The 22,531-nt window shown below is 62.6% G+C and carries 25 protein-coding genes and 2 pseudogenes; 9 read left to right on the top strand and 18 right to left on the bottom strand.

Annotation, left to right across the window (positions count from 1 at the left end):
- Window positions 1–84: 84 nt before the first annotated feature.
- The 3 genes from rpsB to LB541_RS13355 all read right to left on the bottom strand — a co-directional run bounded on the left by rpsB (window position 85) and on the right by LB541_RS13355 (window position 2,342).
- Window positions 85–867 carry a 30S ribosomal protein S2 gene (rpsB, locus tag LB541_RS13365; RefSeq protein ID WP_140498708.1) on the bottom strand — a complete coding sequence of 261 codons (783 nt, stop codon included), beginning with the start codon at window positions 865–867 and terminating at the stop codon, window positions 85–87.
- A 202-nt stretch (window positions 868–1,069) separates the two neighbouring features.
- Complete coding sequence (locus tag LB541_RS13360; RefSeq protein WP_140498710.1) at window positions 1,070–1,348, bottom strand: DUF4031 domain-containing protein; 279 nt, start codon at window positions 1,346–1,348, stop codon at window positions 1,070–1,072.
- 166 nt (window positions 1,349–1,514) lie between these two features.
- Window positions 1,515–2,342, bottom strand: a complete 828-nt coding sequence (locus LB541_RS13355) for a cell envelope integrity EipB family protein (RefSeq protein WP_140515353.1) — start codon at window positions 2,340–2,342, stop codon at window positions 1,515–1,517.
- Between the two features lie 138 nt (window positions 2,343–2,480).
- Here LB541_RS13355 and LB541_RS13350 point away from each other — a divergent pair, with 138 nt between their 5' ends.
- From LB541_RS13350 to LB541_RS13335, 4 genes are all read left to right on the top strand, one after another.
- Window positions 2,481–2,945: a RidA family protein gene (locus LB541_RS13350; RefSeq protein ID WP_140515352.1), complete on the top strand. Its 465-nt coding sequence runs from the start codon at window positions 2,481–2,483 to the stop codon at window positions 2,943–2,945.
- A gap of 11 nt (window positions 2,946–2,956) precedes the next feature.
- A complete protein-coding gene (locus LB541_RS13345; protein WP_140515351.1) occupies window positions 2,957–3,685 on the top strand; it encodes a glycerophosphodiester phosphodiesterase in 729 nt (242 codons plus the stop codon).
- Window positions 3,686–3,740: 55 nt separating this feature from the next.
- Window positions 3,741–4,955 (top strand): GNAT family N-acetyltransferase, encoded by a 1,215-nt coding sequence (locus LB541_RS13340; protein ID WP_140515350.1) that lies wholly within the window; start codon window positions 3,741–3,743, stop codon window positions 4,953–4,955.
- 158 nt (window positions 4,956–5,113) lie between these two features.
- Window positions 5,114–5,548: an HIT family protein gene (locus LB541_RS13335; RefSeq protein ID WP_140515349.1), complete on the top strand. Its 435-nt coding sequence runs from the start codon at window positions 5,114–5,116 to the stop codon at window positions 5,546–5,548.
- A 185-nt stretch (window positions 5,549–5,733) separates the two neighbouring features.
- Here LB541_RS13335 and LB541_RS13330 read toward each other — a convergent pair whose 3' ends face one another.
- Entirely contained in the window at window positions 5,734–6,375 is a 642-nt protein-coding gene (locus LB541_RS13330; RefSeq protein ID WP_140515348.1) for a chloramphenicol phosphotransferase CPT family protein, read from the bottom strand.
- Window positions 6,376–6,490: 115 nt separating this feature from the next.
- On the opposite strand from LB541_RS13330, the pseudogene LB541_RS13325 reads away from it, so the two are divergent.
- A pseudogene (locus LB541_RS13325) lies at window positions 6,491–7,130 on the top strand (response regulator transcription factor); the annotation flags it as partial.
- A gap of 5 nt (window positions 7,131–7,135) precedes the next feature.
- Window positions 7,136–7,564 (top strand): annotated as a pseudogene (locus LB541_RS13320) (DUF3313 domain-containing protein); the annotation flags it as partial.
- 59 nt (window positions 7,565–7,623) lie between these two features.
- On the opposite strand, the gene clpA reads toward LB541_RS13320, so the two are convergent.
- From clpA to LB541_RS13305, 3 genes are all read right to left on the bottom strand, one after another.
- Entirely contained in the window at window positions 7,624–10,092 is a 2,469-nt protein-coding gene (clpA, locus tag LB541_RS13315) for an ATP-dependent Clp protease ATP-binding subunit ClpA (RefSeq protein WP_224618626.1), read from the bottom strand.
- Between the two features lie 6 nt (window positions 10,093–10,098).
- The gene (gene clpS, locus LB541_RS13310; protein ID WP_027051901.1) at window positions 10,099–10,428 is read right to left on the bottom strand and encodes an ATP-dependent Clp protease adapter ClpS; all 330 of its coding nucleotides are present in this window, start codon (window positions 10,426–10,428) and stop codon (window positions 10,099–10,101) included.
- Between the two features lie 270 nt (window positions 10,429–10,698).
- Window positions 10,699–11,028: a phasin family protein gene (locus tag LB541_RS13305; protein WP_140498728.1), complete on the bottom strand. Its 330-nt coding sequence runs from the start codon at window positions 11,026–11,028 to the stop codon at window positions 10,699–10,701.
- 283 nt (window positions 11,029–11,311) lie between these two features.
- On the opposite strand from LB541_RS13305, the gene LB541_RS13300 reads away from it, so the two are divergent.
- On the top strand, window positions 11,312–12,745 hold the full coding sequence (locus LB541_RS13300) for a D-alanyl-D-alanine carboxypeptidase (RefSeq protein ID WP_140525248.1): 1,434 nt from the start codon (window positions 11,312–11,314) through the stop codon (window positions 12,743–12,745).
- 47 nt (window positions 12,746–12,792) lie between these two features.
- Here LB541_RS13300 and LB541_RS13295 read toward each other — a convergent pair whose 3' ends face one another.
- From LB541_RS13295 to LB541_RS13285, 3 genes are all read right to left on the bottom strand, one after another.
- Window positions 12,793–13,491, bottom strand: a complete 699-nt coding sequence (locus tag LB541_RS13295; protein ID WP_140498732.1) for a DnaJ domain-containing protein — start codon at window positions 13,489–13,491, stop codon at window positions 12,793–12,795.
- Between the two features lie 375 nt (window positions 13,492–13,866).
- A complete protein-coding gene (locus LB541_RS13290; protein ID WP_140498734.1) occupies window positions 13,867–14,304 on the bottom strand; it encodes a DUF1489 family protein in 438 nt (145 codons plus the stop codon).
- Between the two features lie 69 nt (window positions 14,305–14,373).
- Entirely contained in the window at window positions 14,374–15,777 is a 1,404-nt protein-coding gene (locus tag LB541_RS13285) for an L-serine ammonia-lyase (protein WP_224618625.1), read from the bottom strand.
- A gap of 175 nt (window positions 15,778–15,952) precedes the next feature.
- Here LB541_RS13285 and LB541_RS13280 point away from each other — a divergent pair, with 175 nt between their 5' ends.
- The gene (locus LB541_RS13280) at window positions 15,953–16,696 is read left to right on the top strand and encodes a DUF599 domain-containing protein (protein ID WP_140557715.1); all 744 of its coding nucleotides are present in this window, start codon (window positions 15,953–15,955) and stop codon (window positions 16,694–16,696) included.
- Here the strand turns inward: LB541_RS13280 and LB541_RS13275 are convergent.
- From LB541_RS13275 to LB541_RS13250, 6 genes are all read right to left on the bottom strand, one after another.
- A complete protein-coding gene (locus LB541_RS13275; protein ID WP_140557717.1) occupies window positions 16,645–17,442 on the bottom strand; it encodes a YdcF family protein in 798 nt (265 codons plus the stop codon). The two genes, LB541_RS13280 and LB541_RS13275, sit on opposite strands and share 52 nt — an antisense overlap.
- A gap of 27 nt (window positions 17,443–17,469) precedes the next feature.
- Window positions 17,470–19,035, bottom strand: coding sequence for an amidase (locus tag LB541_RS13270; protein WP_140525252.1), 1,566 nt, complete (start codon window positions 19,033–19,035; stop codon window positions 17,470–17,472).
- The gene (locus tag LB541_RS13265) at window positions 19,035–19,493 is read right to left on the bottom strand and encodes a GNAT family N-acetyltransferase (RefSeq protein WP_140633217.1); all 459 of its coding nucleotides are present in this window, start codon (window positions 19,491–19,493) and stop codon (window positions 19,035–19,037) included. The genes LB541_RS13270 and LB541_RS13265 overlap by 1 nt, the downstream gene beginning before the upstream one ends.
- Before the next feature lie 7 nt (window positions 19,494–19,500).
- The gene (gene gatC / locus LB541_RS13260) at window positions 19,501–19,788 is read right to left on the bottom strand and encodes an Asp-tRNA(Asn)/Glu-tRNA(Gln) amidotransferase subunit GatC (RefSeq protein WP_140498745.1); all 288 of its coding nucleotides are present in this window, start codon (window positions 19,786–19,788) and stop codon (window positions 19,501–19,503) included.
- Window positions 19,789–19,876: 88 nt separating this feature from the next.
- Window positions 19,877–20,293 carry a hypothetical protein gene (locus tag LB541_RS13255; protein WP_140557722.1) on the bottom strand — a complete coding sequence of 139 codons (417 nt, stop codon included), beginning with the start codon at window positions 20,291–20,293 and terminating at the stop codon, window positions 19,877–19,879.
- Window positions 20,294–20,313: 20 nt separating this feature from the next.
- The gene (locus tag LB541_RS13250) at window positions 20,314–21,009 is read right to left on the bottom strand and encodes a metal-dependent hydrolase (RefSeq protein ID WP_140498750.1); all 696 of its coding nucleotides are present in this window, start codon (window positions 21,007–21,009) and stop codon (window positions 20,314–20,316) included.
- A gap of 122 nt (window positions 21,010–21,131) precedes the next feature.
- On the opposite strand from LB541_RS13250, the gene ruvX reads away from it, so the two are divergent.
- On the top strand, window positions 21,132–21,638 hold the full coding sequence (ruvX, locus tag LB541_RS13245) for a Holliday junction resolvase RuvX (protein ID WP_140560937.1): 507 nt from the start codon (window positions 21,132–21,134) through the stop codon (window positions 21,636–21,638).
- On the opposite strand, the gene LB541_RS13240 is transcribed toward ruvX, so the two are convergent.
- Together LB541_RS13240 and LB541_RS13235 are read right to left on the bottom strand one after the other, a co-directional pair.
- On the bottom strand, window positions 21,556–21,897 hold the full coding sequence (locus tag LB541_RS13240; RefSeq protein WP_140656324.1) for a DUF6105 family protein: 342 nt from the start codon (window positions 21,895–21,897) through the stop codon (window positions 21,556–21,558). The two genes, ruvX and LB541_RS13240, sit on opposite strands and share 83 nt — an antisense overlap.
- Complete coding sequence (locus tag LB541_RS13235; protein ID WP_140584621.1) at window positions 21,897–22,445, bottom strand: hypothetical protein; 549 nt, start codon at window positions 22,443–22,445, stop codon at window positions 21,897–21,899. Before LB541_RS13235 ends, LB541_RS13240 begins: the two co-directional genes overlap by 1 nt.
- Between the last annotated feature and the right edge of the window lie 86 nt (window positions 22,446–22,531).

The raw sequence follows: 22,531 nt of genomic DNA, 5'->3' as shown, positions 1-22,531 counted from the left end.
CCGACGCACCATCGAATCTCGACGGTGCGTCCGTTTAACGCGTCAAAATATTAGAAAGATGAAGGCCGTGACCGGCCTTCGCTATCACGCTTCCGGAGTTTCCGCCGCCGGAGTTTCGCCGAGCACCGGTTCGACCGGAGCTTCCACCGAAGCGCCGATGTCGACACCCAGCGCGCCCTGCTGGCGAGCGATGCCGTCGATGGCAGCCTTCGCGATGAGGTCGCAATAGAGCTGGATGGCGCGCGCGGCGTCGTCATTGCCGGGGATCGGGAAGTCGATCTTGTCCGGATCGCAGTTCGAATCGATGATGGCGACGACCGGAATGCCAAGGCGCTTGGCCTCGAGGATGGCGATCGCTTCCTTGTTGGTGTCGATCACGAACATCAGGTCGGGCGTCGAGCCCATGTCCTTGATGCCGCCGAGAGCCTTGTCGAGCTTCTCGCGCTCGCGGTCGAGGTTGAGACGCTCCTTCTTGGTCAACCCTTGCGCCTCGCCGGCCAGCATCTCGTCGAGCTTGCGCAGGCGCTGGATCGAGTTCGAGATCGTCTTCCAGTTGGTCAGCATGCCGCCCAGCCAACGCGAATTGACATAGTATTGGGCCGAACGCTGCGCGGCATCGGCGACGATGTCGGACGCCTGGCGCTTGGTGCCGACGAACAACACGCGGCCGCCCTTGGCGACGGTGTCGGAAACCTGCTTCAGCGCCTGGTGCAGCAACGGCACCGTTTGGCTGAGGTCGATGATGTGGATGTTGTTGCGGGCGCCGTAGATGTAGGGCGCCATCTTCGGGTTCCAGCGGTGGGTCTGGTGGCCGAAGTGAATGCCAGCTTCCAAAAGCTGGCGCATGCTGAAATCAGGCAGAGCCATTCTCATTTTCCTTTCCGGTTAGCCTCCACGGACACAGGCATTTTCGGACGAAGTCCTCGATGCCACCGGAGGTTTCAGCCGGATTTCTCCCGGGCAGACACCAAAGTCCGTGTGTGGAATGAGCGCGCATATAGAGGGGAAGTGCTCCAAACGCAAGCGCAACGACGCATTGCGGCGCGCCTGCGGCGATCCGCGCGTGCCCTCAACGCTTTATCTTACCCTTTGGCACCCTCACCCGCCGGAAGATCGCGACGATCTCCTCGCGGCTGCACTCGACGGCGCCGAGCCGCACCGCGCGGTCGCGCTCGAAACCGGTTATGTCATAATGCGGCGCCGATGTCTTCGGCGGCCCCTGGTAGGATGAGCGCTTGATGCCGAGTTGCGCGGCGAAACGATGCAGTTCATCGGTGTCGTCGGCCATCAGATGGCACCAGCGGTGACCAACCCATTTCCAGATCGCCGCGTCGACATAGACCGCCATGAGGCTCGCCGCATTCCTTCTTCCGCCGACCGGTACCGGCGACGAGCGATGATAGAAGGGATTCGCACAGAAGATGAAGCGGCCGGCGGCCTCGAGAAGATGAGAAGCCGCCGCGACGCTTTCAAGCCGTGGACCGCGACGGCGCTGCGTCGACGCAAATCGAAGTTTATTTCGTCGGGCAGGCCTTCGTCTGGTCGAAAAGCGACAGATTGACCAGCTTGCCGGTCATGGAGAAATCGCCATAGTCCATGGTTAGATCGCGGGTGATGCCGTTCTCGTGCAGCTTGAAGCTGATCCGGTATTCCGGCGTTTCTTCTCCGTTCCTGGCACTGTCGTCGAAATAGGCGATGTCGACCGGCCAGTATTTGTCGGTGGCAAGCTTGGCCAGCGCCGGTGCTTCCGGATCGGCCTTGTCGGCATCGGTCCTCTTGCCGACGACGACGGTGGTGGACATCACCTTGTTGGCGTCCTCGGAGCCGTCGAACAGATTGGTTTGATAGAAGTTTTCACCTTTCTCGGCCTTGTCTATCAATTCGACCAGATGCTGGGTCGGAAACTGGGTGGTGGCAAGTTCCAGGCTGCTCTTCTCGGGCTTGTCGATGTCGACCTTTAGCCCTTGCGTTTCCTTCGTGGCGACACCCTTGACCTCCTTGTCGAGGTTCTGGTCGACGAAGGATTTGGTCACGAACGAGAAGGTCTTGCCTTCGGCGTCTTCGAACGTCGTCGTCTGCTGGTCGGTCAGCTTGGTGTTGTCGCTGGTGGCAATCTGGGTGACAAAGCGGAATTTCACCGTATAGCCTTCGCAGGCCGAGCCGTTGAATTCATAGACCATGCGGCCGGTAATGCCGGTGATCCCGGAGCGGTCGTCCGCCTTCTTGAGCGTAAGGTCGTAAACGGCGCGATGCGCCTGCAGCGCCGGCACGGCGAAAGCGGGACCTATCGAAAAGACCGCCGACAACAGGACGGCATGGAATACAAGGCGCGTTGCGCGCATGAGAGGCTCCGATCATCGCGGCTGATGGCAGGCCGCAGGGAAAGATGGTCCAGCTTAAAAAAAGTCGTGGCGGAAGCGAGGCAAAAATAGCAATTTCGGCCCGGCCGGCGCGGCACCTTCCAGCAATAGGGAAAAGCAATGAGTGAAACAATCGAAAAGCGGCTAAGCGACCTCGGGGTCACCATTCCCGCGGCCGCGGCGCCTGCCGCCAACTACGTGCCCTATTGCAGGACCGGAAACCTGCTTTTCACCGCCGGACAATTGCCGCTCAAGGACGGTAAGCTGCAGGCGAGCGGACTGCTTGGCCTGGACGTCGACACAGCAACCGGCAAGGAAGCGGCAAAATACTGCGCGATCAACATTCTGGCGCAGGCCAAGGCGGCACTTGGCGATCTCGAGAAGATACGCCGGCTGGTCAAGATCACCGTCTTCGTCGCCTCGGCGCCGGATTTCCTCGAGCAGCATCTGGTCGCAAACGGCGCCTCCGATTTCCTGGTGGCGGCGCTCGGCGAGCGCGGCAAGCATGCCCGTTCCGCCGTCGGCACGGCTTCGCTGCCGCTTAATGCCGCGGTGGAAATCGAAGCGATCTTCGAAGTCGAGTGAGCGAGCCTGACATGACCGACCTTTCCTGGCTGATTGCCCGGCCTGTCGCCCATCGCGGCTTTCACGACATGAACAAGACGCGCTGGGAAAACACCCTCTCCGCCTTTGCCGCCGCGGCCGAACGCGGCTATGCCATCGAATGCGACGTGCACCTGTCGTCGGACGGAGTTCCCGTCATTATCCATGATGGCGACTTGCAGCGGCTGACTGGGCACGACGGTTTCGTCTGGCAGCGCACGGCGGCCGAACTGGCAGCGCTCAAGGTCGGCGGCACGTCTGATCATGTGCCGACGCTGCGCGAGGCGCTCGATCTGATCGACGGGCGGGTGCCGCTGGTGGTCGAACTAAAAGGCGTGGCTGGATACGACAATGGCCTTGTGGCGAGCGTCGGTAGGCTGCTCAAGCGCTACAAAGGCAAGGTGGCGATCATGTCGTTCGACCACTGGCTGATCCGCGATTTCGCCAGGGATGCGCCGGGCATCCCGGCTGGATTGACCGCCTATGGCAAGGACGACAGGCTGATCGAAGCGCATTTCGCCATGCTGGCGCATCAGATCGCCTTCACCTCCTACGCAGCGGGCGACCTGCCGAATCCATTCGTCAGCTTTGTCCGTGAACGGCTCAAAATGCCGGTCATCACCTGGACGGTGCATGACCAGCCGGCGGTCGATCTTACATTCAAATATGCGGACCAGATGACGTTCGAAGGGTTCGAGCCCGATCTGGTCAAGGTCGCTTGATATGGGTGCCTAGAACGTGACTTGTAGCGGTCCGGATGGAGCTTAAATAAGCCTCATGGATCAGGGCGACGACGGCGACGGGCAAACGGTTGATGCGGAGTATGCGATCCGCATTGCGGCGGGCATCGGCGCCTTCACCTGCGAAGAGTGGGACGGTTTCGCCGGGACCACGCGCAGTGATGCCGAAAACGGTTATAACCCCCTCGTTTCATATGCTTTCCTGAGCGCACTCGAGGATTCCGGCTGCGCCGTGCGGCGCACTGGCTGGCAAGGTCATCATCTCAGGCTGGAGAATGGTCAAGGCACGCTGCTCGGCGCGGTCCCTTGCTATCTCAAGTCACACAGCCAGGGCGAATATGTGTTCGATCACGGCTGGTCGGATGCCTTCGAGCGCGCCGGCGGCCGTTATTATCCCAAGCTGCAATGCTCGGTACCGTTCACGCCGGTCACCGGCCCTCGCCTGCTGGTGAGCAGGGGCCAGCATTCCGGCACCGTCAAGGCCGGGCTCGCCGCGGGATTGAAGGCAGTGGCGGAAAAGCTCGGCGTCTCTTCCGCGCATGTCACCTTCGCGCAGGAGAGCGACGTGGACGTGCTGGAGGCGGCGGGCTTCCTGCATCGCACCGACCAGCAGTTCCACTTCGTCAACGAGGGCTTCTCGACCTATGACGATTTCCTCGCCACGCTGGCCTCCCGCAAGCGCAAGGCCATGAAGAAGGAGCGCCGCGAGGCGCTTGCCGACGGCATCTCCATCGACTGGCTTACCGGCAAGGACCTTACAGAACGGGCCTGGGACGATTTCTTCGCCTTCTACATGGACACCGGCAGCCGCAAATGGGGCCGGCCCTATCTGAACCGGGAATTCTTCTCGCTGATCGGCGAGCGCATGGCCGAGGACATCCTGCTGGTGATGGCCAGGCGCAACGGCCGCTACATTGCCGGCGCTATCAACTTCATCGGCTCCGATGCGCTCTACGGCCGCAACTGGGGCTGCATCGAGGATCATCCGTTCCTGCATTTCGAGGTCTGCTATCACCAGGCCATCGACTTCGCCATCGAACGCAAGCTGAAGGTGGTCGAGGCGGGCGCACAGGGCGAACACAAGCTGGCGCGAGGCTACCGGCCGGTGATCATGCATTCCGCGCATTACATCGCCCATCCCGGCCTGCGCAACGCCGTCGCCGACTATCTCAGGCGCGAACGGCGCGAGGTGGAACGCATGAGCGAATATCTCGAAGAACACACGCCATTCCGCAAGGATCTGGAGGAGTAGGCCATCCCGCGGGGCAGGAGCATATGTCAGGTTCGGCATACCTTGGGTTGGCAGTGCACGCCTGTCGAGATCGGCTTCATCGATCTCGCCTGATCGTCTTGCCGCTCACGAAAGGCTTCGCTACACCAATCAGCGAGGCACAATCCGGAGCGTTCGCCATGGCCGAAACCGCTTATGACACCGACAACATCTTTGCCAAGATCCTGCGCGGTGAAATTCCCTCGCATCGCGTCTACGAGGATGAAGCGGTCGTTGCCTTCATGGATGTGATGCCGCAGGGGCCGGGCCATACGCTGGTGGTGCCGAAGGCGCCGTCGCGTAATCTGCTCGACGCCGATCCGGCAACGTTCGGCCCGCTTTTCACGGTCGTGCAGAAGGTGGCGGTCGCCGTCCGCAAGGCATTCAAGGCCGATGGCGTCACCGTGATGCAGTTCAACGAGCCGGCCTCCGGGCAGACCGTCTATCACCTTCACGTCCACGTCATTCCGCGCTTCGAAGGCATCGCGCTGAAGCCGCATACGGGCCAGATGGAGAAACCCGAGGTGCTGGCCGAGAATGCCGGCCGGATAAAGGCGGCCATGCCACTATCCTGACGCCTGGCTTTCAGTTGCCCCATTGCGGCCGTCTGGGGAAGTTGCGCATCGAAAACGATGAACCCGAGCCGCCAGCATATCAGCGTGATCGCCATTCCGCTGAACATCTACCAAATTGTGCCCGCCGTGGACGACGATCGCGCCGCGCGGCCGAGATTCCCCCATCGCCGGCTGAGAGCACGCGATCAGGATAGCTTGTCCCTGGAGAATGCCGACAGCCTCTCAAACGCCGTCGGAGGCTCCACATTTTGCCTGAGCCGCCCGCGGATCGCATCCGCACATTGTGCTGGCGTCAGCAGCGATGTGTCGACTTCCAGATCATACACGCCAGGCCGGTGTACCTCCTCCTGCCACAGGCGCACCGCCAACGGCATGGGGTCGTCGGGCGATCCCGTCACATATCCCCTCCCCGCCGGACTGTCGGCGCGCCTCTGCATGATGATTTCGATCGGGCAGCGGACACCGACAAACAGAACCGGCAGGCCTGCGAGGCGCCGGGCGCAATCGACAAGGCAATCAAGGGGTCGCGAATAGCTGTCGTGATGACCGAGATCGGCCACGACATTCAACCCCACTCGGCTGTGGGCGGCGATCGATTCGTAGAGCGCGGCGTAGAACCTCGGCACGAGACCCTCGATATCCGGGCGCTCGCCGCCGGGCCGCAAACCTATGCCCGGGCGACAGCGCAGCGGCGTGACCTGCTCATAGGTGTCGACCCCCAGGTTCATCCATGGGCCCTCGAAGCTCTCCTGAACTGCCTGGACGATGCTCGATTTCCCCGATCGCGGTGCGCCGTTGAGGATGATGATCTGGCCTGGTCCGGACATAAAATTCCCCATCCCATGGAAATGAACGCACGCAGCCATCTGGCGAACGGCTGTTGTTCGCAATGCTGCTGTAATCCTGACGGATGACAAGGCACCGGCGAGACGTGGACGTGCAATGCGGGTTCTGTTGATCGAGGACGAAAGAGAAATGGCTGACGCGCTCACCAGGGCGCTTGGCAAACAAGGCGTCGTCGTCGATCACACCATGCTGCTTGGCGATGCTATCGAACTGTCGTGCCAGCACGTCTATGAGGGCAATCCTGCTCGACCGAACATTGCCGGATGGAGAGGGACTGAGCTTCATTCCCAGGCTGCGGGCGGCAGGTGTCGATGCGCCGGTGATCGTCCTGACGGCCCGCAACGAGCCGAAAGAGCGCATTGAGGGGCTCGATGCCGGCGCCGACGACTATCTGGGCAAACCCTTCCTGATCGATGAACTGATGGCGCGGCTGCGGGCGGTGTTGCGCAGGAGCCGCGGATTACCGTTGGCATGGTCACCATCGACCCGCTGAATTTCAGCGTGACGGTCGGGCCCAGCCCCGTCGATACCGAGACGCGAACTGTCCGTCCTGCCCGCCCTGGCAAAGCGGCGCGGAAAGACTGTCATCCGCTCCACGCTGGAAGAAGCCGTCTACAAATACGAGGACGAGATCCAGTCCAACGCCATCGACGCCCATATTTCGCGTCTGCGCAAAAGGCTGACGGATGCCGGTGCCTGGATGGCCATCCACAACGTCAGGGGCGTCGCCGTGCTGCCGGTTCCATTCCGCGCCTTCCCCTGGGTTTTGGAGGGCTCGCGGTCGAGGCGGAGGCACTTGACCGGAACGGCATCCAACGCGCTGCCATGGTCTGGTCCCGTGGAGCGAACTCCTTCACCAACGAGGCCATGGTCTCAGAAATCGGAGATGCGTACAGTCTGGGCGCTACTTTCGGAAACGACTTTTCGCGCATGCTCGTCACCGGCAAGGCGCCGTCGGGATTGCATATCTCGATACCGTCAGGCCAACGCATAAAATCGTTCCTCGGCGGCAAGCCGAAATACGCGGCCTGCGAGGTCTTTGGCCGCGCGCCCGGCCTGTTCGGCATGGTCGGCGCCAACGTGGGAGCACCACCGTCCTGGACGGACAAATCAGCCAAAACCCGCCCAACGCCGCTTGCTGTCCAGGGGCCGACAGCAGCGCTTCAGTGATCGTCGCTTTGTGCCAATGAAAAAGCCCCGTCTCCGGGGCTTTTTCGAGGGAGTGACTATCAGCTCTTGCGCGGCAGTTGCGGCACCAGGCTGCGCTTGCCGCCGTCCTTGCCCTTGGGCTCGGGCTTCTGCGCGACGGCCTTCCTGACCGCCGGCTTCTTGGCCACTGCCTTGCGCTGCTTGGGGGTGTCTTCCGGTTCTTCCTTCTTGGGCTTCACCGGTGCCTCGTCGGCGAGCGATTCGAGCTTCAGGCCGGTCTCGCCGGTTTCCTTCTTCTCGACGCTGACGCGCACCGTGCCGCCCTTCTTGAGCTTGCCGAACAGCACTTCGTCTGCCAGCGGCTTCTTGATGTGCTCCTGGATGACGCGGCCGAGCGGACGCGCACCCATGCGCTCGTCATAGCCCTTGTCGGCGAGCCAGGCGATCGCATCCGGCGACAGGTCGAAGGTGACGCCACGCTCGGAGAGCTGGGCCTCCAGCTGCATGACGAACTTCTGCACCACCTGATGGATAACCGGCACCGGCAGCGAGCCGAACGGGATGATCGCATCGAGACGGTTGCGGAACTCCGGCGTGAACAGCCGGTTGATCGCCTCGACATCGTCGCCTTCGCGCTTGGTCGACCCGAAACCGATCGCCGCGCGCTGCGCATCCGACGCGCCCGCATTGGTGGTCATGATCAGGATCACATTGCGGAAGTCGATCTGCTTGCCGTTGTGGTCGGTCAGCTTGCCATGGTCCATCACCTGCAACAGGATGTTGAACAGGTCCGGATGCGCCTTCTCGACTTCGTCCAGCAGCAGCACGCAATGCGGATGCTGGTCGACGCCGTCGGTCAAAAGGCCGCCCTGATCGAAACCGACATAGCCGGGAGGCGCGCCGATCAACCGAGAGACCGTGTGGCGTTCCATATATTCCGACATGTCGAAACGGATCAGCTCGACGCCGAGCGAAGCGGCCAATTGCTTGGCGACTTCGGTCTTGCCGACGCCGGTCGGACCCGAGAACAGATAGGAGCCGATCGGCTTCTCCGGTTCGCGCAGGCCGGCACGCGCCAGCTTGATCGCCGAGGTCAGCGCGGTGATCGCAGTGTCCTGGCCGTAGACGACGCGCTTCAGCTCGATGTCGAGACCCTGCAGCACCTTCTCGTCATCGGCCGAAACAGTCTTCGGCGGGATGCGCGCCATGGTGGCGATCGTCGCTTCGATCTCCTTGATGCCGATGGTCTTCTTGCGCTTGGCCTCCGGCACCAGCATCTGCGAGGCGCCGGTCTCGTCGATCACGTCGATCGCCTTATCCGGCAGCTTGCGGTCGTTGATGTAGCGCGCCGACAGCTCAACCGAAGCCTTGATGGCTTCCGTCGTGTAGCGGACCTTGTGGAACTCCTCGAAATAGGGCTTCAGGCCCTTCATGATCTCGATGGCGTCCTCGATGGTCGGCTCGTTGACGTCGATCTTCTGGAAGCGACGTACGAGCGCGCGGTCCTTCTCAAAGAACTGGCGGAACTCCTTATAGGTTGTCGAACCGATGCAGCGGATCGCACCCGAAGACAATGCCGGCTTCAACAGGTTCGACGCATCCATGGCGCCGCCCGACGTCGCGCCGGCGCCAATGACGGTGTGGATCTCGTCGATGAACAGCACAGCGCCCGGATAATCCTCGAGCTCCTTGACGACCTGCTTCAGTCGCTCCTCGAAATCGCCGCGATAGCGCGTGCCGGCCAAAAGCGTGCCCATGTCGAGCGCGAAGATGGTGGCGTTGTGCAAGACTTCCGGAACATCACCCTCGACGATGCGCTTGGCGAGGCCCTCGGCGATCGCCGTCTTGCCGACGCCGGGATCGCCGACATAAAGCGGATTGTTCTTGGAACGGCGGCACAGCACCTGGATGGTGCGGTTGATCTCGGACTCGCGCCCGATCAGCGGATCGATCTTGCCGGCCTTGGCCTTGTTGTTGAGATTGACGCAATAAGCGGTCAGCGCGTCCTGCTGCTGCTTCTTCTTGCCGCCTTCCTCTTGCGGCTCGGCGCCGTTCGCGCCACCCTGCTCGTCATCGGCGCCGCGCGGCGAACGCGTCTCCGACGCGCCCGGACGTTTGGCGATGCCGTGCGAGATGTAGTTGACCGCGTCGTAACGGGTCATCTGCTGTTCCTGCAGGAAATAGGCGGCATGGCTCTCGCGCTCGGCGAAGATGGCGACGAGCACGTTGGCGCCGGAGACCTCTTCGCGGCCGGACGACTGCACATGGATCACCGCACGCTGAATGACGCGCTGGAAGCCGGCGGTCGGCTTGGAATCCTCGTCATAGCCGGTAACCAGATTGTCGAGCTCGGTGTCGATATAGGTGAGAACAGTGTGCTTCAACTCGTCGAGATCGACATTGCAGGCGCGCATGACGGCGGCCGCCTCGGTGTCGTCGATCAGGGCGAGCAGCAGATGTTCAAGGGTTGCATATTCATGGTGCCGCTCGTTGGCGAGCGTCAGCGCTTGGTGAAGCGCCTTTTCCAGGCCTTGGGAGAAAGCCGGCATGTTACCTCACTTCTTCTCCATCACGCATTGCAGCGGATGCTGATTTTGTCGGGCGAAATCCATGACCTGGGACACTTTGGTCTCGGCCACCTCGAATGTATAGACCCCGCACTCGCCCACTCCATGATTGTGAACATGAAGCATGATGCGTGTGGCGGCTTCGCGGTCCTTCTGGAAAAAACGTTCCAGCACGTGAACCACGAACTCCATCGGTGTGTAGTCGTCGTTCAGGATGAGGACCCGATAGAGGCTGGGTTTCTTGGTCTTGGTCTTTGTGCGCGTGATGACCGCCGTGCCGCGGCCGGCCTCATTGCCGTCGCCGCTGCCGTTCTGCATCCGTGCCCTGGTGGCAGTCAAACCGATCGTCACGTAATCCTGCCTCTTTCGAATCCTCATGCGAGTTCGACATGTAGGTGTTCGATGGACGATTTTAAGCCCTTCTGGTTAGCTGACAATATGGCTAGGTGCCCAACTTGGCGGATTTTCGCAATCGTGAAGGCGAGCCAGGCCCCTGATCGGAAATTGACATGAAAAAACCCGGCCACGCTGGCGCGGCCGGGCTCTGTCTTGGCCCAATGGGCCCAGATCTCGTACTGCCGAACGAAATTACTTCGCCTTGGCAACGATCGATTCGAACGGCTTGTAGGCTTCCTTGGCGAGTTCGGCATAGAGGTCGCCGATCTTGGTGGCCTCGGCGACGAACGCCTCATAGGACTGCTTGGCATAGTCGGACTGGACCTCGATCGCCTTGTCGAGCGACTTGGCCGAAACAATCTTCTCGAAAGCGGCGCTGCCGGCTTCGAAGCTCTTCTTGGTGTATTCGCCGGCCTCGGCCGCAATTGCCTGCGCGCCCTTGGACAAAGAGGCGAAGCTCTTCAAGCCGGTGTCGGCGAACTCTTTGCCGTATTTGCTGAAGTCCTCATAGGTCTGCGTCATTTCAATTCTCCCTGGACGGTTGATGCGCCCTGCCCCGAGCGCCTTGTGCAATGCACTCGAATATATTGTGCGACGCACAAAAGTCAAGAAATCGCCAGCTTCCGTCCTAGCCGGTGTGGGCAATGGCTAAAATTCGAATAAACAGAGGCTCAAACCACCAGAAAATGGTGAACGCGGCGGTTACCATAAACGGATTGGTAACGCTGCCCCGATAGCTTGCCCGGAAGTGAGGCAGGATCCCTTTGCCGCCTCCAGCGCAACAAGAAATTCAAAGGAACTATCAGTGCGTCAGGCGTTGTCGGGCATCGTTTCCAAATCCGCGTCCCCTTTCAAAACGGTCATGATCATCGCCGTGGCGATGACCATCGTCGTTGCAAGTGCGGCCCCGTCGCTCGCCGCGAAGTCCGCGGCCATCGTGGTCGACGCCAAGACCGGCAAGGTGCTCTACTCCTCGGATGCCAACGCCCGGCGTTATCCCGCCTCGCTCACCAAGATGATGACGCTTTATTTGACTTTCGAGGCTCTGGCCAAGGGCAAGATCAGCCGGAACTCGCCGGTCGTCTTCTCGGCTCATGCCGCGGCAGAGCCGCCGACGAAGCTCGGCGTGAAGCCGGGCGGATCGGTGGCGGTCGAGACCGCCATCCTGTCGATGGTGACCAAATCGGCCAATGATTCGGCCACCGCGCTCGGCGAAATGCTCGGCGGCAACGAGACCAACTTCGCCCGCATGATGACTGCCAAGGCGCGGCAGCTCGGTATGAACGGCACCGTGTTCCGCAACGCCAACGGCTTGCCCGATCCCGGCCAGTTCACCACTGCGCGCGACATGGCAACGCTCGGCATCGCGCTGCGCGAACATTTCCCGCAATATTACGGCTATTTCTCGCAGCGCTCCTTCCTCTATGGCCGCCAGCGCATCAACGGCCACAACCGCCTGCTTGGACGCATCAAGGGCGTCGACGGCATCAAGACCGGCTACACCCGCGCTTCGGGCTTCAACCTGGTTTCGTCGGTTTCCGACGGCAACCGTCGCATTGTCGGCGTGGTCATGGGCGGCACCTCGGGCAGCAGCCGCGACAATCAGATGGCGGCCCTGATCAACACCTATCTGCCGCGGGCATCGACCCGAGGCGGCGGCGATCTGGTCGCCAAGGCCGATAGCGGCAACCCGGTGACGGCATTGGCCAAGGTGCTGTTGCCCAAGCACGACGCACCGACTCCGGATGAGAAGCCGATGGCGGTGGCCAGCGCCGATGACGCGGACGAGGCCGTTGCCGACGACGCGACGGTAGCCCAGGGCGACAGCGAGGACGCCGACGATAACGCAGCCGAAGAAACCAAAGTGGTTGTTCCGGCAAAGAAGGTGAAGACGGTTATCGTCTCCGCCCCCAAGGTCGCCACGGCACAGGTGGTGTCCGCTTATGCCGAGCCCGCGCCGGCCGTCGACCCGGTCAATACCGCGTCGGTGCCGTCGGGTTGGGCCATTCAGGTCGCCTCGTCGCCGAAACAGTCCGAAGCCCAGGCCTTCCTCGACAAGACCACCAAGCAGGCGCCCAAGGCGCTGGCAGATGCCTCCGGCTTCACCGTCGCCTTCGACAAGGACGGCGTCACCTACTACCGCGCCCGCTTCGGCGGCTTCGGTTCCAAGACCGCGGCCTGGAAGGCCTGCACCGCCCTCAAGAAGAAGAAAATCGAGTGCTACGCCGTCCAGCAGTAGGGACGGCGTAGAAGATATCTCCCGGAAAATTTCTGCGTCGAAGGAGACTAGTTGTGATTGGAGAGCAAGACGTCCTTGGCTTCGTTGATCCGCGCCGCCAGGAAAGACGTGCCGCCGATATCGGGGTGCAGGCGTTGCATCAGGCGGCGGTGCGCCTTGCGGACATCCGCCGCGGCGGCCCCCGCTTCAAGACCAAGGACCTTGTAGGCCTCCTCCTTAGTCATGGCGCCCGGACCTGGCGCAATACCCAGCCCTTCGCCACTGTGCGCCTCAGCGTTTTTGCGCCAGACGGGAAATCTGCCGTCAAGATACGTCTCTAGCAGTTGCCGGCTCTCCGGGTCACCGGAGAGTTCGCGAAACAGCTGCAGCAATTCGGCTTTGCCCATCGCACCAAGCATCTTGCCTTCATGGCGGCCTGCCAGGACAAGGCCTTCAAGGCCTCCTGTATCGTGATCGAGGTCCATTTCCAGCGCCGCTGTGCGTACGGTCGAGCGTCTCCGCGCCGGCATCACGGCTCGCCGGTTCAGCCGCATCGAGCCGTACCAGGCGATCGCTGCGAGCAGGATGATGCCGCCGAGACCGCCGCGCCCGACCAGCAGCACGGCGCCCCCGACCAACGCCAGCAAAACCGGCCCAACCTTCCTCATGTCGCCTGCAAGCCTGCTCGGGTCGGCCCGCACGAAAGCCGTTGCCAGGCCCATCAGCACCAGCAGCAATGCGACGACAGCGATGATCGCGCCTACCATATTCCACTGCCCCGTGAATGCCTGGCGATCGGCCGGTTTTCCAGACTATTCCTGAACACGAGCATGCCGCCACCGGGTGTTATTTCTGCGCCGCAATCATGACCTTGCGCGACACATGGTCCGCATCCCACCACGCCGCGGCGCGATGTGGTCGGCGCGAGTGCGTCAGATATCGAAACCGGATGGTTCCTATCGCTCATGATTTTCAAGATGTGGCGTTGTCGCGACGCTTGCAAGTCCAACGGACAGCAACATTGAGGGCCAGCAACCGCAGTCCGCCTATACGGGCCGGCCATGCCGCCAGATTGCCCCGGAGCAAGCCAACTGGCTGCTCGGAGCAAGCCAATGGGCTGCTCGGAGCAAGCCGATAGTGATTTAGAGCAGGCCGAGATCGGCGAGCTCGCGCCGGAGTTTCGGCGGCATTTCGACCTGCCCCGGCTTGCCCTTGCCGAGATCGGCGGGTGCATCCGATGGCTTTAGATAGCGCCAGCCCTGAAAGGCGCGGCGCGGCTGCCAGTCGGTGCGCACCACTTGCGGATCCAGCATCAGATGGCAGCGGCCGATGCCCTCGTCATCGGTGAATGGCCGGATCTCGGTGATCAACTGCCGGCATTGCACACTTCCCTTGATCACCCAGTAGAGCGAGCCACCGTCGGTAACCTCATCGGCGCGCGTCGGCACCATGCGGGTGGTGTGCCAATGCTCGGCCGGTTCGCCGGCACGGCGCCGCTCGTCGAGGCGGAACGCGATCCATTCTTCGAGATCCTCGACGCTGTCGCAGCCGACGCAGAGCTTTAGGAGGTTGAGAGCCATTGCCCAAGATTTAATCCGTCGCACGGATGCGTCAACGGCCTGAGCAAGTTCTCCACAGTGCCAGCGGGCTCAACACTCCACCACATTGACCGCCAGCCCGCCGAGGCTGGTCTCCTTGTACTTCTCGTTCATGTCAAGGCCGGTCTGGCGCATGGTTTCGATCGCGGCGTCCAGCGGCACGAAATGGGTGCCGTCGCCCTTGATGGCAAGCGAGGCGGCCGTCACCGCCTTGACCGCGCCCAGCGCATTGCGCTCGATGCAGGGCACCTGCACCAGCCCGCCGACCGGATCGCAGGTCATGCCCAGATGGTGCTCCAGCGCGATCTCGGCGGCGTTCTCGACCTGTTCGGGCGTGCCGCCCATGACGGCGCACAGGCCGGCCGCCGCCATGGCCGAAGCCGAGCCGACTTCGCCCTGGCAGCCGACCTCGGCGCCGGAGATGGACGCATTGGACTTGATGATGCCGCCGACGGCGGCTGCCGTGAGCAGGAAATCGCGAATGCTGGGCTGGTCGGCCTCGGGATGGAAATGCAGCCAGTAGCGCAGTACTGCCGGCAGCGTGCCGGCCGCGCCGTTGGTCGGCGCGGTGACGACGCGCCCGCCGGCCGCATTCTCCTCGTTGACGGCCATGGCATAGATCGACAGCCAGTCATTGGCGAGCAGCGGATTGGGCCGGTTCTGCTGCCACTGCTCCTGCAGCTTGTCGTGCAATTGCCTGGCCCGGCGGCGCACCTTCAGCCCGCCCGGCATGATGCCGTCCTGCGACAGGCCGCGCTCGATGCAACTCTTCATGGCACCCCAGATGGCGTCGAGGCCGTCGTCGAGCTCATCGCGCGACATTTGTGTTTCCTCGTTGACCCGCTTCATCTCGGCAATGGAAAGGCCGCTCTTGCCAGCCATCTTCAGCATCTCGAGGGCGTTCTTGAAGGGATAAGGGACTTTTTTGCCTTCGGTCGTCACCGAACCCTTGGCTTTCATGCGCTGCAGCTCTTCTTCCGAAACCACGAAGCCGCCGCCGATCGAATAATAGATGCGCTTGAGCAGCAGGCGGTCGCCGGCATCATAGGCATAAAACGCCATGCCGTTGGCGTGGCCGGTGAGCGGCGTCTTGCGGTCGAGCACCAGGTCGCCGGCCGGATCGAAACGGTAGGAGGGGTGGCCGGGCGGTGAAATCAGCTTGTCGGCGGTGATGCGAGCGACAATGCCGTCCGCCTGGTCAGGGTCGACCGTCTGCGGCGTCTGGCCGGCAAGGCCGAGAATGACGGCACGGTCGCTGCCATGGCCGATGCCCGTATAGGCGAGCGAGCCGTGCAGGCTGGCGCCGATGCGAGCGACCTTGGCGCCGACCGGACGCGGCCAGTCGTCTCCGGCGATCTCGTCGAGGAAACGGCGGGCGGCCGTCATCGGTCCCATCGTGTGCGAACTCGATGGTCCGATGCCGATCTTGAACAGGTCGAAAACCGAAAGGAACACGCGCCACAATCTCCCGAAGCCGCTCTGGGACTACATATAGGAACTCCCGCGATGTTTCCGCTGTTTTGAACGGCGCGGCGCAGCGCCCGCCGACCTTGTTTGCTCCGGCAGCGACATGACCGTCGCTGCCGGCGGACGATCGAAGCAATCGCACTGGATGTGATAGGTTCCGCCAATGGGCGATTCCCTCGATCTTTCGACAGCCGATCTCGCGGCGTTGGCGTTCTTCCTCATTGCGTGGGTTCTGCATACGCTCGCCTCGGACGGCGTGCTAGTCAGCCGCATGTCGCTGACAACGGCGATGAATGCGCAGCGTCAGGCCTGGATGCACCGGATGGCCGAGCGTGAGATCCGCATCGTCGACACAGCCATCATGGGTGGCCTGCAGCAAGGCACCGCCTTCTTCGCCTCCAGTTCCCTGATCGCGCTTGGCGGCTGCTTTGCCTTGCTCGGTGCCTCCGACCGCGTCCTCGAGGTGTTGAGCACCCTGCCTCTGGGCGGCGCCTCGTCGCGCCCGGCTTTTCAGATCAAGGTGCTGGGACTGGTGCTGATCCTGGCGTTTTCGTTCTTCAAGTTCGGCTGGGCCTACCGTCTGTTCAACTATTGCTCGATCCTGATCGGTGCTGTGCCGATCCCGCATGGCGAAGCCTCGCGCAACCCGGTCACCGAAACGGCGGTGTGGAGGGCGGCGCAGATGAACATGCTGGCAGGCAAGCATTTTAATTCCGGCCTGCGCGGCGTGTTCTTTTCGATCGGCTATCTCGGCTGGTTCGTCGATCCGGTGGTGTTCGTGCTGTCGACGCTTCTGCTCCTGGCCGTTCTGGTGCGGCGCCAGTTCTTCTCGGCGGCGCGCCGCGCCGTGATCGGTCAGCCGCCAGGTGCGGGAAAAGGCCGATCGATGCGGCCGGACAGCCAATAGGCGAACAGCCCTATCCATTCGCGGATCGCCATGGTGGCCGCCTGCAGCGCATCGGCCGGATTGTCGCGGAACAGGCCGATGCCTTCGCGTCCCGACGTTCGATAGTCGACCGGCCACGGGACGGTCACGAAGCCGGCCTTGTCGAACAGCGCCTTGGCGCGCGGCATATGGTAGGCCGAGGTGACCAGCAGCCAGGTTTCGCCCGGCTTCGGCGCTATCAAGGCCTTGGTGAAGACGGCATTCTCATAGGTGTTGCGCGATTTGCCCTCGAGGATCAGGCGCTCCGGCGCCACGCCAAGCGCGCCAAGCAGGCGCGGCGCGGTGGCGGCATCGCCCTCGCCGTCGAGGAACAATTCGCCATTGCCGCCGGAGACAACCACCTTGGCGTCGGGAAAGCGCCGCGCCAGCACGGCCGTCTCGACCATCCGGTCGCCGCCGCTGTTCAGCTCATAACCGCCGCGCACCAGATTGATGCCGCCCTCGAAGCCGCCGCCGAGCACGATGATGCCATCGACTTTTTGCGGCAGCGGCGGGCGCGGAAAGCGTTCCTCCAGCGGGTTGAGCAGCAATGCGCCGAGCGAGGTCCAGGCCGAAAGCGCCAGAACCAAAAACGCCAGCACGCCGCCGGTGGCTGCCAGCCGCCGGCGGCCGAAAAATGCCGCGACCAGCCCCGCCAGCAGCAGGAAGATCGTCAGGTTAAGCGGCTGGATAAAGAACCAGAAGATTTTCGAAAGATAGAAGAACATCCCTCACCCCTTAGATGAGAAACGATCCTACCACCACTTCTCCGGCTGGAACGTTCCGGCCGCCTGCTCGATGACGGCAGCGGTCTGGAACAGCGTCTCTTCCTCGAACGGCCTGCCGATCAGTTGCAGGCCAAGCGGCAAGCCCTTGGGGTCTAGGCCGGCGGGCACCGCAATGCCCGGCAGGCCCGCCATGTTCACGGTGACGGTGAAGATGTCATTCAGGTACATCTTCACCGGATCGGAAGCCATGTCCTCGTCTGCAATGCCGAAGGCGGCAGATGGCGTCGCCGGCGTCAGGATGACATCAACGCCGGCGGCAAAGACGTTCTCGAAGTCCCGCTTGATCAGATTGCGCACCTTCTGCGCCTGCAGATAGTAGGCGTCGTAATAGCCCGCCGACAGCACATAGGTGCCGATCATGATCCGGCGCTTGACCTCGCGGCCAAAGCCGGCGGCGCGGGTCTTCTCATACATCTCGACGATGTCCTTGCCCGGCACGCGAAGGCCGTAGCGGACGCCGTCATAGCGCGCAAGGTTGGACGAGGCTTCGGCGGGCGCCACGATGTAATAGGCCGGTAGCGCGTATTTGGTGTGCGGCAAGGAGATGTCGACGATCTCGGCGCCAGCATCCCTGAGCCAGGCAATGCCCTTCTGCCAAAGGGCCTCGATCTCCTCCGGCATGCCGTCGACGCGGTATTCCCGGGGAATCCCAACCTTCATGCCCTTGATCGGCTTGCCGATCGCCGCCTCGTAGTCCGGCACCGGCCGGTCCACCGAGGTCGTATCCTTCGGATCGACGGAGGCCATCGATCTGAGCAGGATCGCGGCATCGCGCACGTCGCGCGCGATCGGCCCGGCCTGGTCGAGCGACGAGGCGAAGGCGACGATACCCCAGCGCGAGCAGCGGCCATAGGTCGGCTTGATGCCGACCGTGCCGGTGAACGCGGCCGGCTGGCGGATCGAGCCGCCAGTGTCGGTGGCCGTGGCGCCCGCGCACAGGAAAGCCGAGACGGCGGAGGCCGAGCCGCCCGACGAGCCACCCGGCACCAGCTGCGCATTGTCCAGGGTGCGCGCGGTCCTGGTGCCGCCGGCCGAAACGAAGCCGCCATCGCCCTGATGCGTGGTCGGCATCACCATCGTATCGACGCGCGAACGCCGCCACGGGTTGACCACCGGCCCGTAATAGGACGTCTCGTTGGACGAGCCCATGGCGAACTCGTCCATGTTGAGCTTGCCCAGCATGACCGCCCCGTCAGCCCACAGATTGGAGGTGACGGTCGATTCGTAATGCGGCTTGAAACCGTCGAGCACATGGCTGCAGGCCTGGGTGTGCACGCCCTCGGTGCCGAACAGGTCCTTAATGCCGAGCGGAATGCCTTCCAGCGCACCGCCCTCGCCTTTGACCAGCCTGGCGTCGGAGGCCTTGGCCATGTCGCGCGCCTTGTCGCCGGTCACCACGACGTAGGCGTTGAGCGCCGGATTGGCGCGCTCGATCGCAGCAAGATAGGCGTCGGCGATCTCGGTCGCGGTGATTTCCTTGGCGCGCAGCTTGGCGCGGGCCTGCGAAATCGTCAGTCGGGTCAGGTCGCTCATCAGGCAAGGCTCTTTTCGTAAAACACCGACCACTCGGAATCGGGATAATCCAGCACCGGACCGCAACGCGAGAAGCCGGAACGTTCATAGACAGCCCAGGCGGCAGGATGGCGATCGCCCGTCTCCAGCACCAGACGCTTCAATCCTTCCTCGCGCGCCAGCGCTTCGACACGCTCCACGATCCTGGCGCCGATTTTCTGGCCGCGATGCGTGGGCCGCGTGTACATGCGCTTGACCTCGCCGACGGCGCCGTCATGGCGCTTCAGCGCCCCGCAACCGATTGCAAAACCGTCGTCGCGGGCGACGAAGACCGTGGTGTCCGGGCCGGCCATCTGCTCGACGGTCAGGTGATAGCAGTGTTCCGGCGGCGTCAGTTCGAGCAGCGTCTCGTTGAGCTCCGCGACCAAGCCGCGCACATCGTCCTGCAGCGGCGTCTCGATGGCGATTTCGATGGCCATCGGCCTGTTACTCCACGACCTTCGGCACGAGGAAGAAGTTCTCTTCCGTGGCAGGCGCGTTGGCGACGATGTCGGCAGCCTTGTTGCCGTCGGTGACGACGTCCTGGCGCTTCTTCATCCCCATCGGAGTTACCGAAGTCATCGGCTCGACCCCGGAAACATCGACCTCGTTCAGCTGTTCGACGAAGCCCAGTATGGCATTCAGCTCGCCGGTCATGCGTTCGGCATCTTCCTCGCTCACCGCAATGCGGGCGAGACGCGCGACGCGCTTCACTGTCTTGACGTCAACGGACATGTTTGTGCCTCGGGAAAACCAGCCCCGGCCTATAGCGGCGCCGCGCGCGGCGCGCAACATGTGCATGCCCACAATCGGGCAAATGGCCTCACGGCGGGGCCATGCCCTCGCACAGATAGTAGCTGCTGCTGTTGCCGCTCGCCTCGCTCTCGTCTTCGATGGGCCGGACGGAGACGAGATCGATCTGAGTCGGGCTCATCTGCGTCACCGAGAGCACGTCGGGAAAAACGTAGCCCGGCTCCTGGCAAATGGCCGTCACCGCCCAGCTCGGCGAGCGTGTCGCCTTGCTGATCTGCAAGAACTCGCAATTGTATTCGACCCCTTGCAGGCCATGGGCCGACAGCACGATGTTGCCGGCATCGATCAGCGTCTGCAGGGTATCTTTCCTGGCCTGTGCGCAGAGCTCCTCGGACTTGAGGTATACTCCTTCAATGAAATCGTCCGCGGCAAGCGCCGGCGACGCCGCAAACAGCATCGAAACGCAAAGAGAGTTCCTCAAGCCCATGGTTTAATTCCGTTTTCAATTTATAGCGTGACCGCCTCGCCGATCCCAGGCACGACGACATTCACGCCCGAACCCTCCATTCCGGCGACGAATTTGTCGGGCGTCTGGTCGAGCAGGCCGAAAGTCGCATAGTGGCATGGCACGGCGACATCGAACTTGAAATAGCGGCGGCAGGCGAGAGCCGCGACAGCACCTCCCATGGTAAAGCGGTCGCCGACCGGCACCAGGCCGATCTTCGGCTCATGCAGCTCGTTGACCAGCGCCATGTCCGAGAAGATGTCGGTATCGCCCATGTGATAGAGCGTCTTGTCGTCCTGGAAATGCAGGACCAGCCCGCAGGGATTGCCCATATAGATGCCGTCCCCATAGGACGAGGAATGCAATGCCTGGACAAAAGTCGTCGTGAACGGGCCGCAGTCCACCGTGCCACCGGTGTTGCCCTGGTTGATATTGTTCTGGTCGACGCCCTGGCCGCCGAGATAGCCGCAGACCTCGGGATTGGCGACCAGCATCGCTCCGGTCTTCTTGAGGATCTCCAGCGCATCGCCGACATGGTCTCCGTGACCATGCGTCAAAAGCACGTGGGTGACACCTTCGGCCGGGCCTTCCCAACTTTTCTTCCAAAGCGGATTGCCGCTCAGGAACGGGTCCATCAGGATGCTTGCGCCCGCCACCTCGATCTTGAAGGCGGATTGTCCGTACCAAGTGAGTTTCATCAGCGAGTTCCTCGATTTTTGTTCCGTCGGAGGATAGAACGGCGTCAGCTCAAGAGCAAAGTGTTACGGCGTCCTCGCGTGTCAAAACGCCGCGACGGCGCTGTCGGGTCAAAGGAAAACCGTTGGCTATCATTACCATCGAGGAATTGCCGGCACGGCTGGCCGGCGGCAGGACGCTTGCCGGGCTCGATCTCGGCGACAAGACCATCGGCGTCGCCGTTTCGGACCGTGGCTTTTCCTTCGCGCATCCGCGCCCGGTCATCATCCGACGGAAATTCTCGCTCGACGCGGCCGTGCTGCTGGATCTGCTGCAAAAGGAGAATGCCGGCGCGGTGGTGATTGGACTGCCGGTCAACATGGACGGCTCGGAAGGTCCGCGCGCGCAGAAATCGCGCGCCTTCGTACGCAACATGGCCGCCTTGAGCGACCTTCCCTTCCTGCCATGGGACGAGAGGCTGTCGACGGTAGCCGCCGAACGGACGCTGATCGAGATGGATTTTTCGCGCGCCAAGCGCGCCGGCAAGATCGATTCGGCCGCAGCCGCCTTTATTCTGCAGGGAGTTTTGGACCGGCTTCGCTCGCTCGGTGCAGCCGCTCGAACTGCACCGGAACCGCCGCCCGCCCCCTGATCCAGCCGATGATTTCACGCCGGCGGCGAAACGCCCAGATCGCCAGCAGCAGCAGGCCGTCGAATATGCAGGCTCTTCCCACCATGCCGGGAATGATTGTCGGGTCGATGCCGAGCATCTGGCCGTAGAGTTGGAAGACGAAATCATGCAACTGCCGGCTCAGCATCACGTAGCCGAAATTCATGTCGTTGAGCGACAGGTAGAACCAGCCCCAGAAAAGCGCCATCGGAGCCGCCCACAATGCGAAGATGTAACGCATCAGCGGCCTCCCTTCCGGGTCGGCTGGGGTCGGCCCGATATCAGCGAAAGCAGCGAATTGTGGGCTGCGGCCCTGGCCATGCTGTGCGCCGTGGCGTGGATTTCAACCTCATCCGATGTGGCCAGGGTGCGGCGCTCGGCAAGCATGGCGACATAGGAGGCCAGAAGTGCGGCCAATTGCACGGCGACGACCAGGAACAGCCCGTTGATGCCTTGCGCCGCGCCTCCGACCAGGATCAGCGACAGCACGCCGGAAGCGCTGATGAAGGCGATGCGGGCAACGCTGTCGGCGCCCGGATTGCTGGCATTGTTGATCAGCGCCTCGACAAAAGCCCAGAAGAACAGCACCGCCACGACAAGCAGGGCCGTTGCCAGAGGCGCAACCACGACGACATTTTCGAGATCGACGAAGCGGGCGCTCTCGATCGTCACGCCCAGCACACCAAGCGCCCCGGCCACGCCGCGGTTTCCATCGATGCAGATGATCGCCAGCAGGGCGAAAACGATCGTCCAGTGCAAGGCGAGAAAAGAGGTCAATACCTGTCGCATCGTGATTCCTGCTTCGACAGGAATGACAGTGGGCTTTGCCGCCAGCCCTCGCAACGGAAACCATTTGTTAAGGTTAACGGCGCGGG

The sequence above is a fragment of the Mesorhizobium sp. BR1-1-15 genome (genome assembly GCF_020165475.1).
Classification (GTDB): Bacteria; Pseudomonadota; Alphaproteobacteria; order Rhizobiales; family Rhizobiaceae; genus Mesorhizobium.
This window is presented reverse-complemented; position numbering and strand designations above follow the sequence as displayed.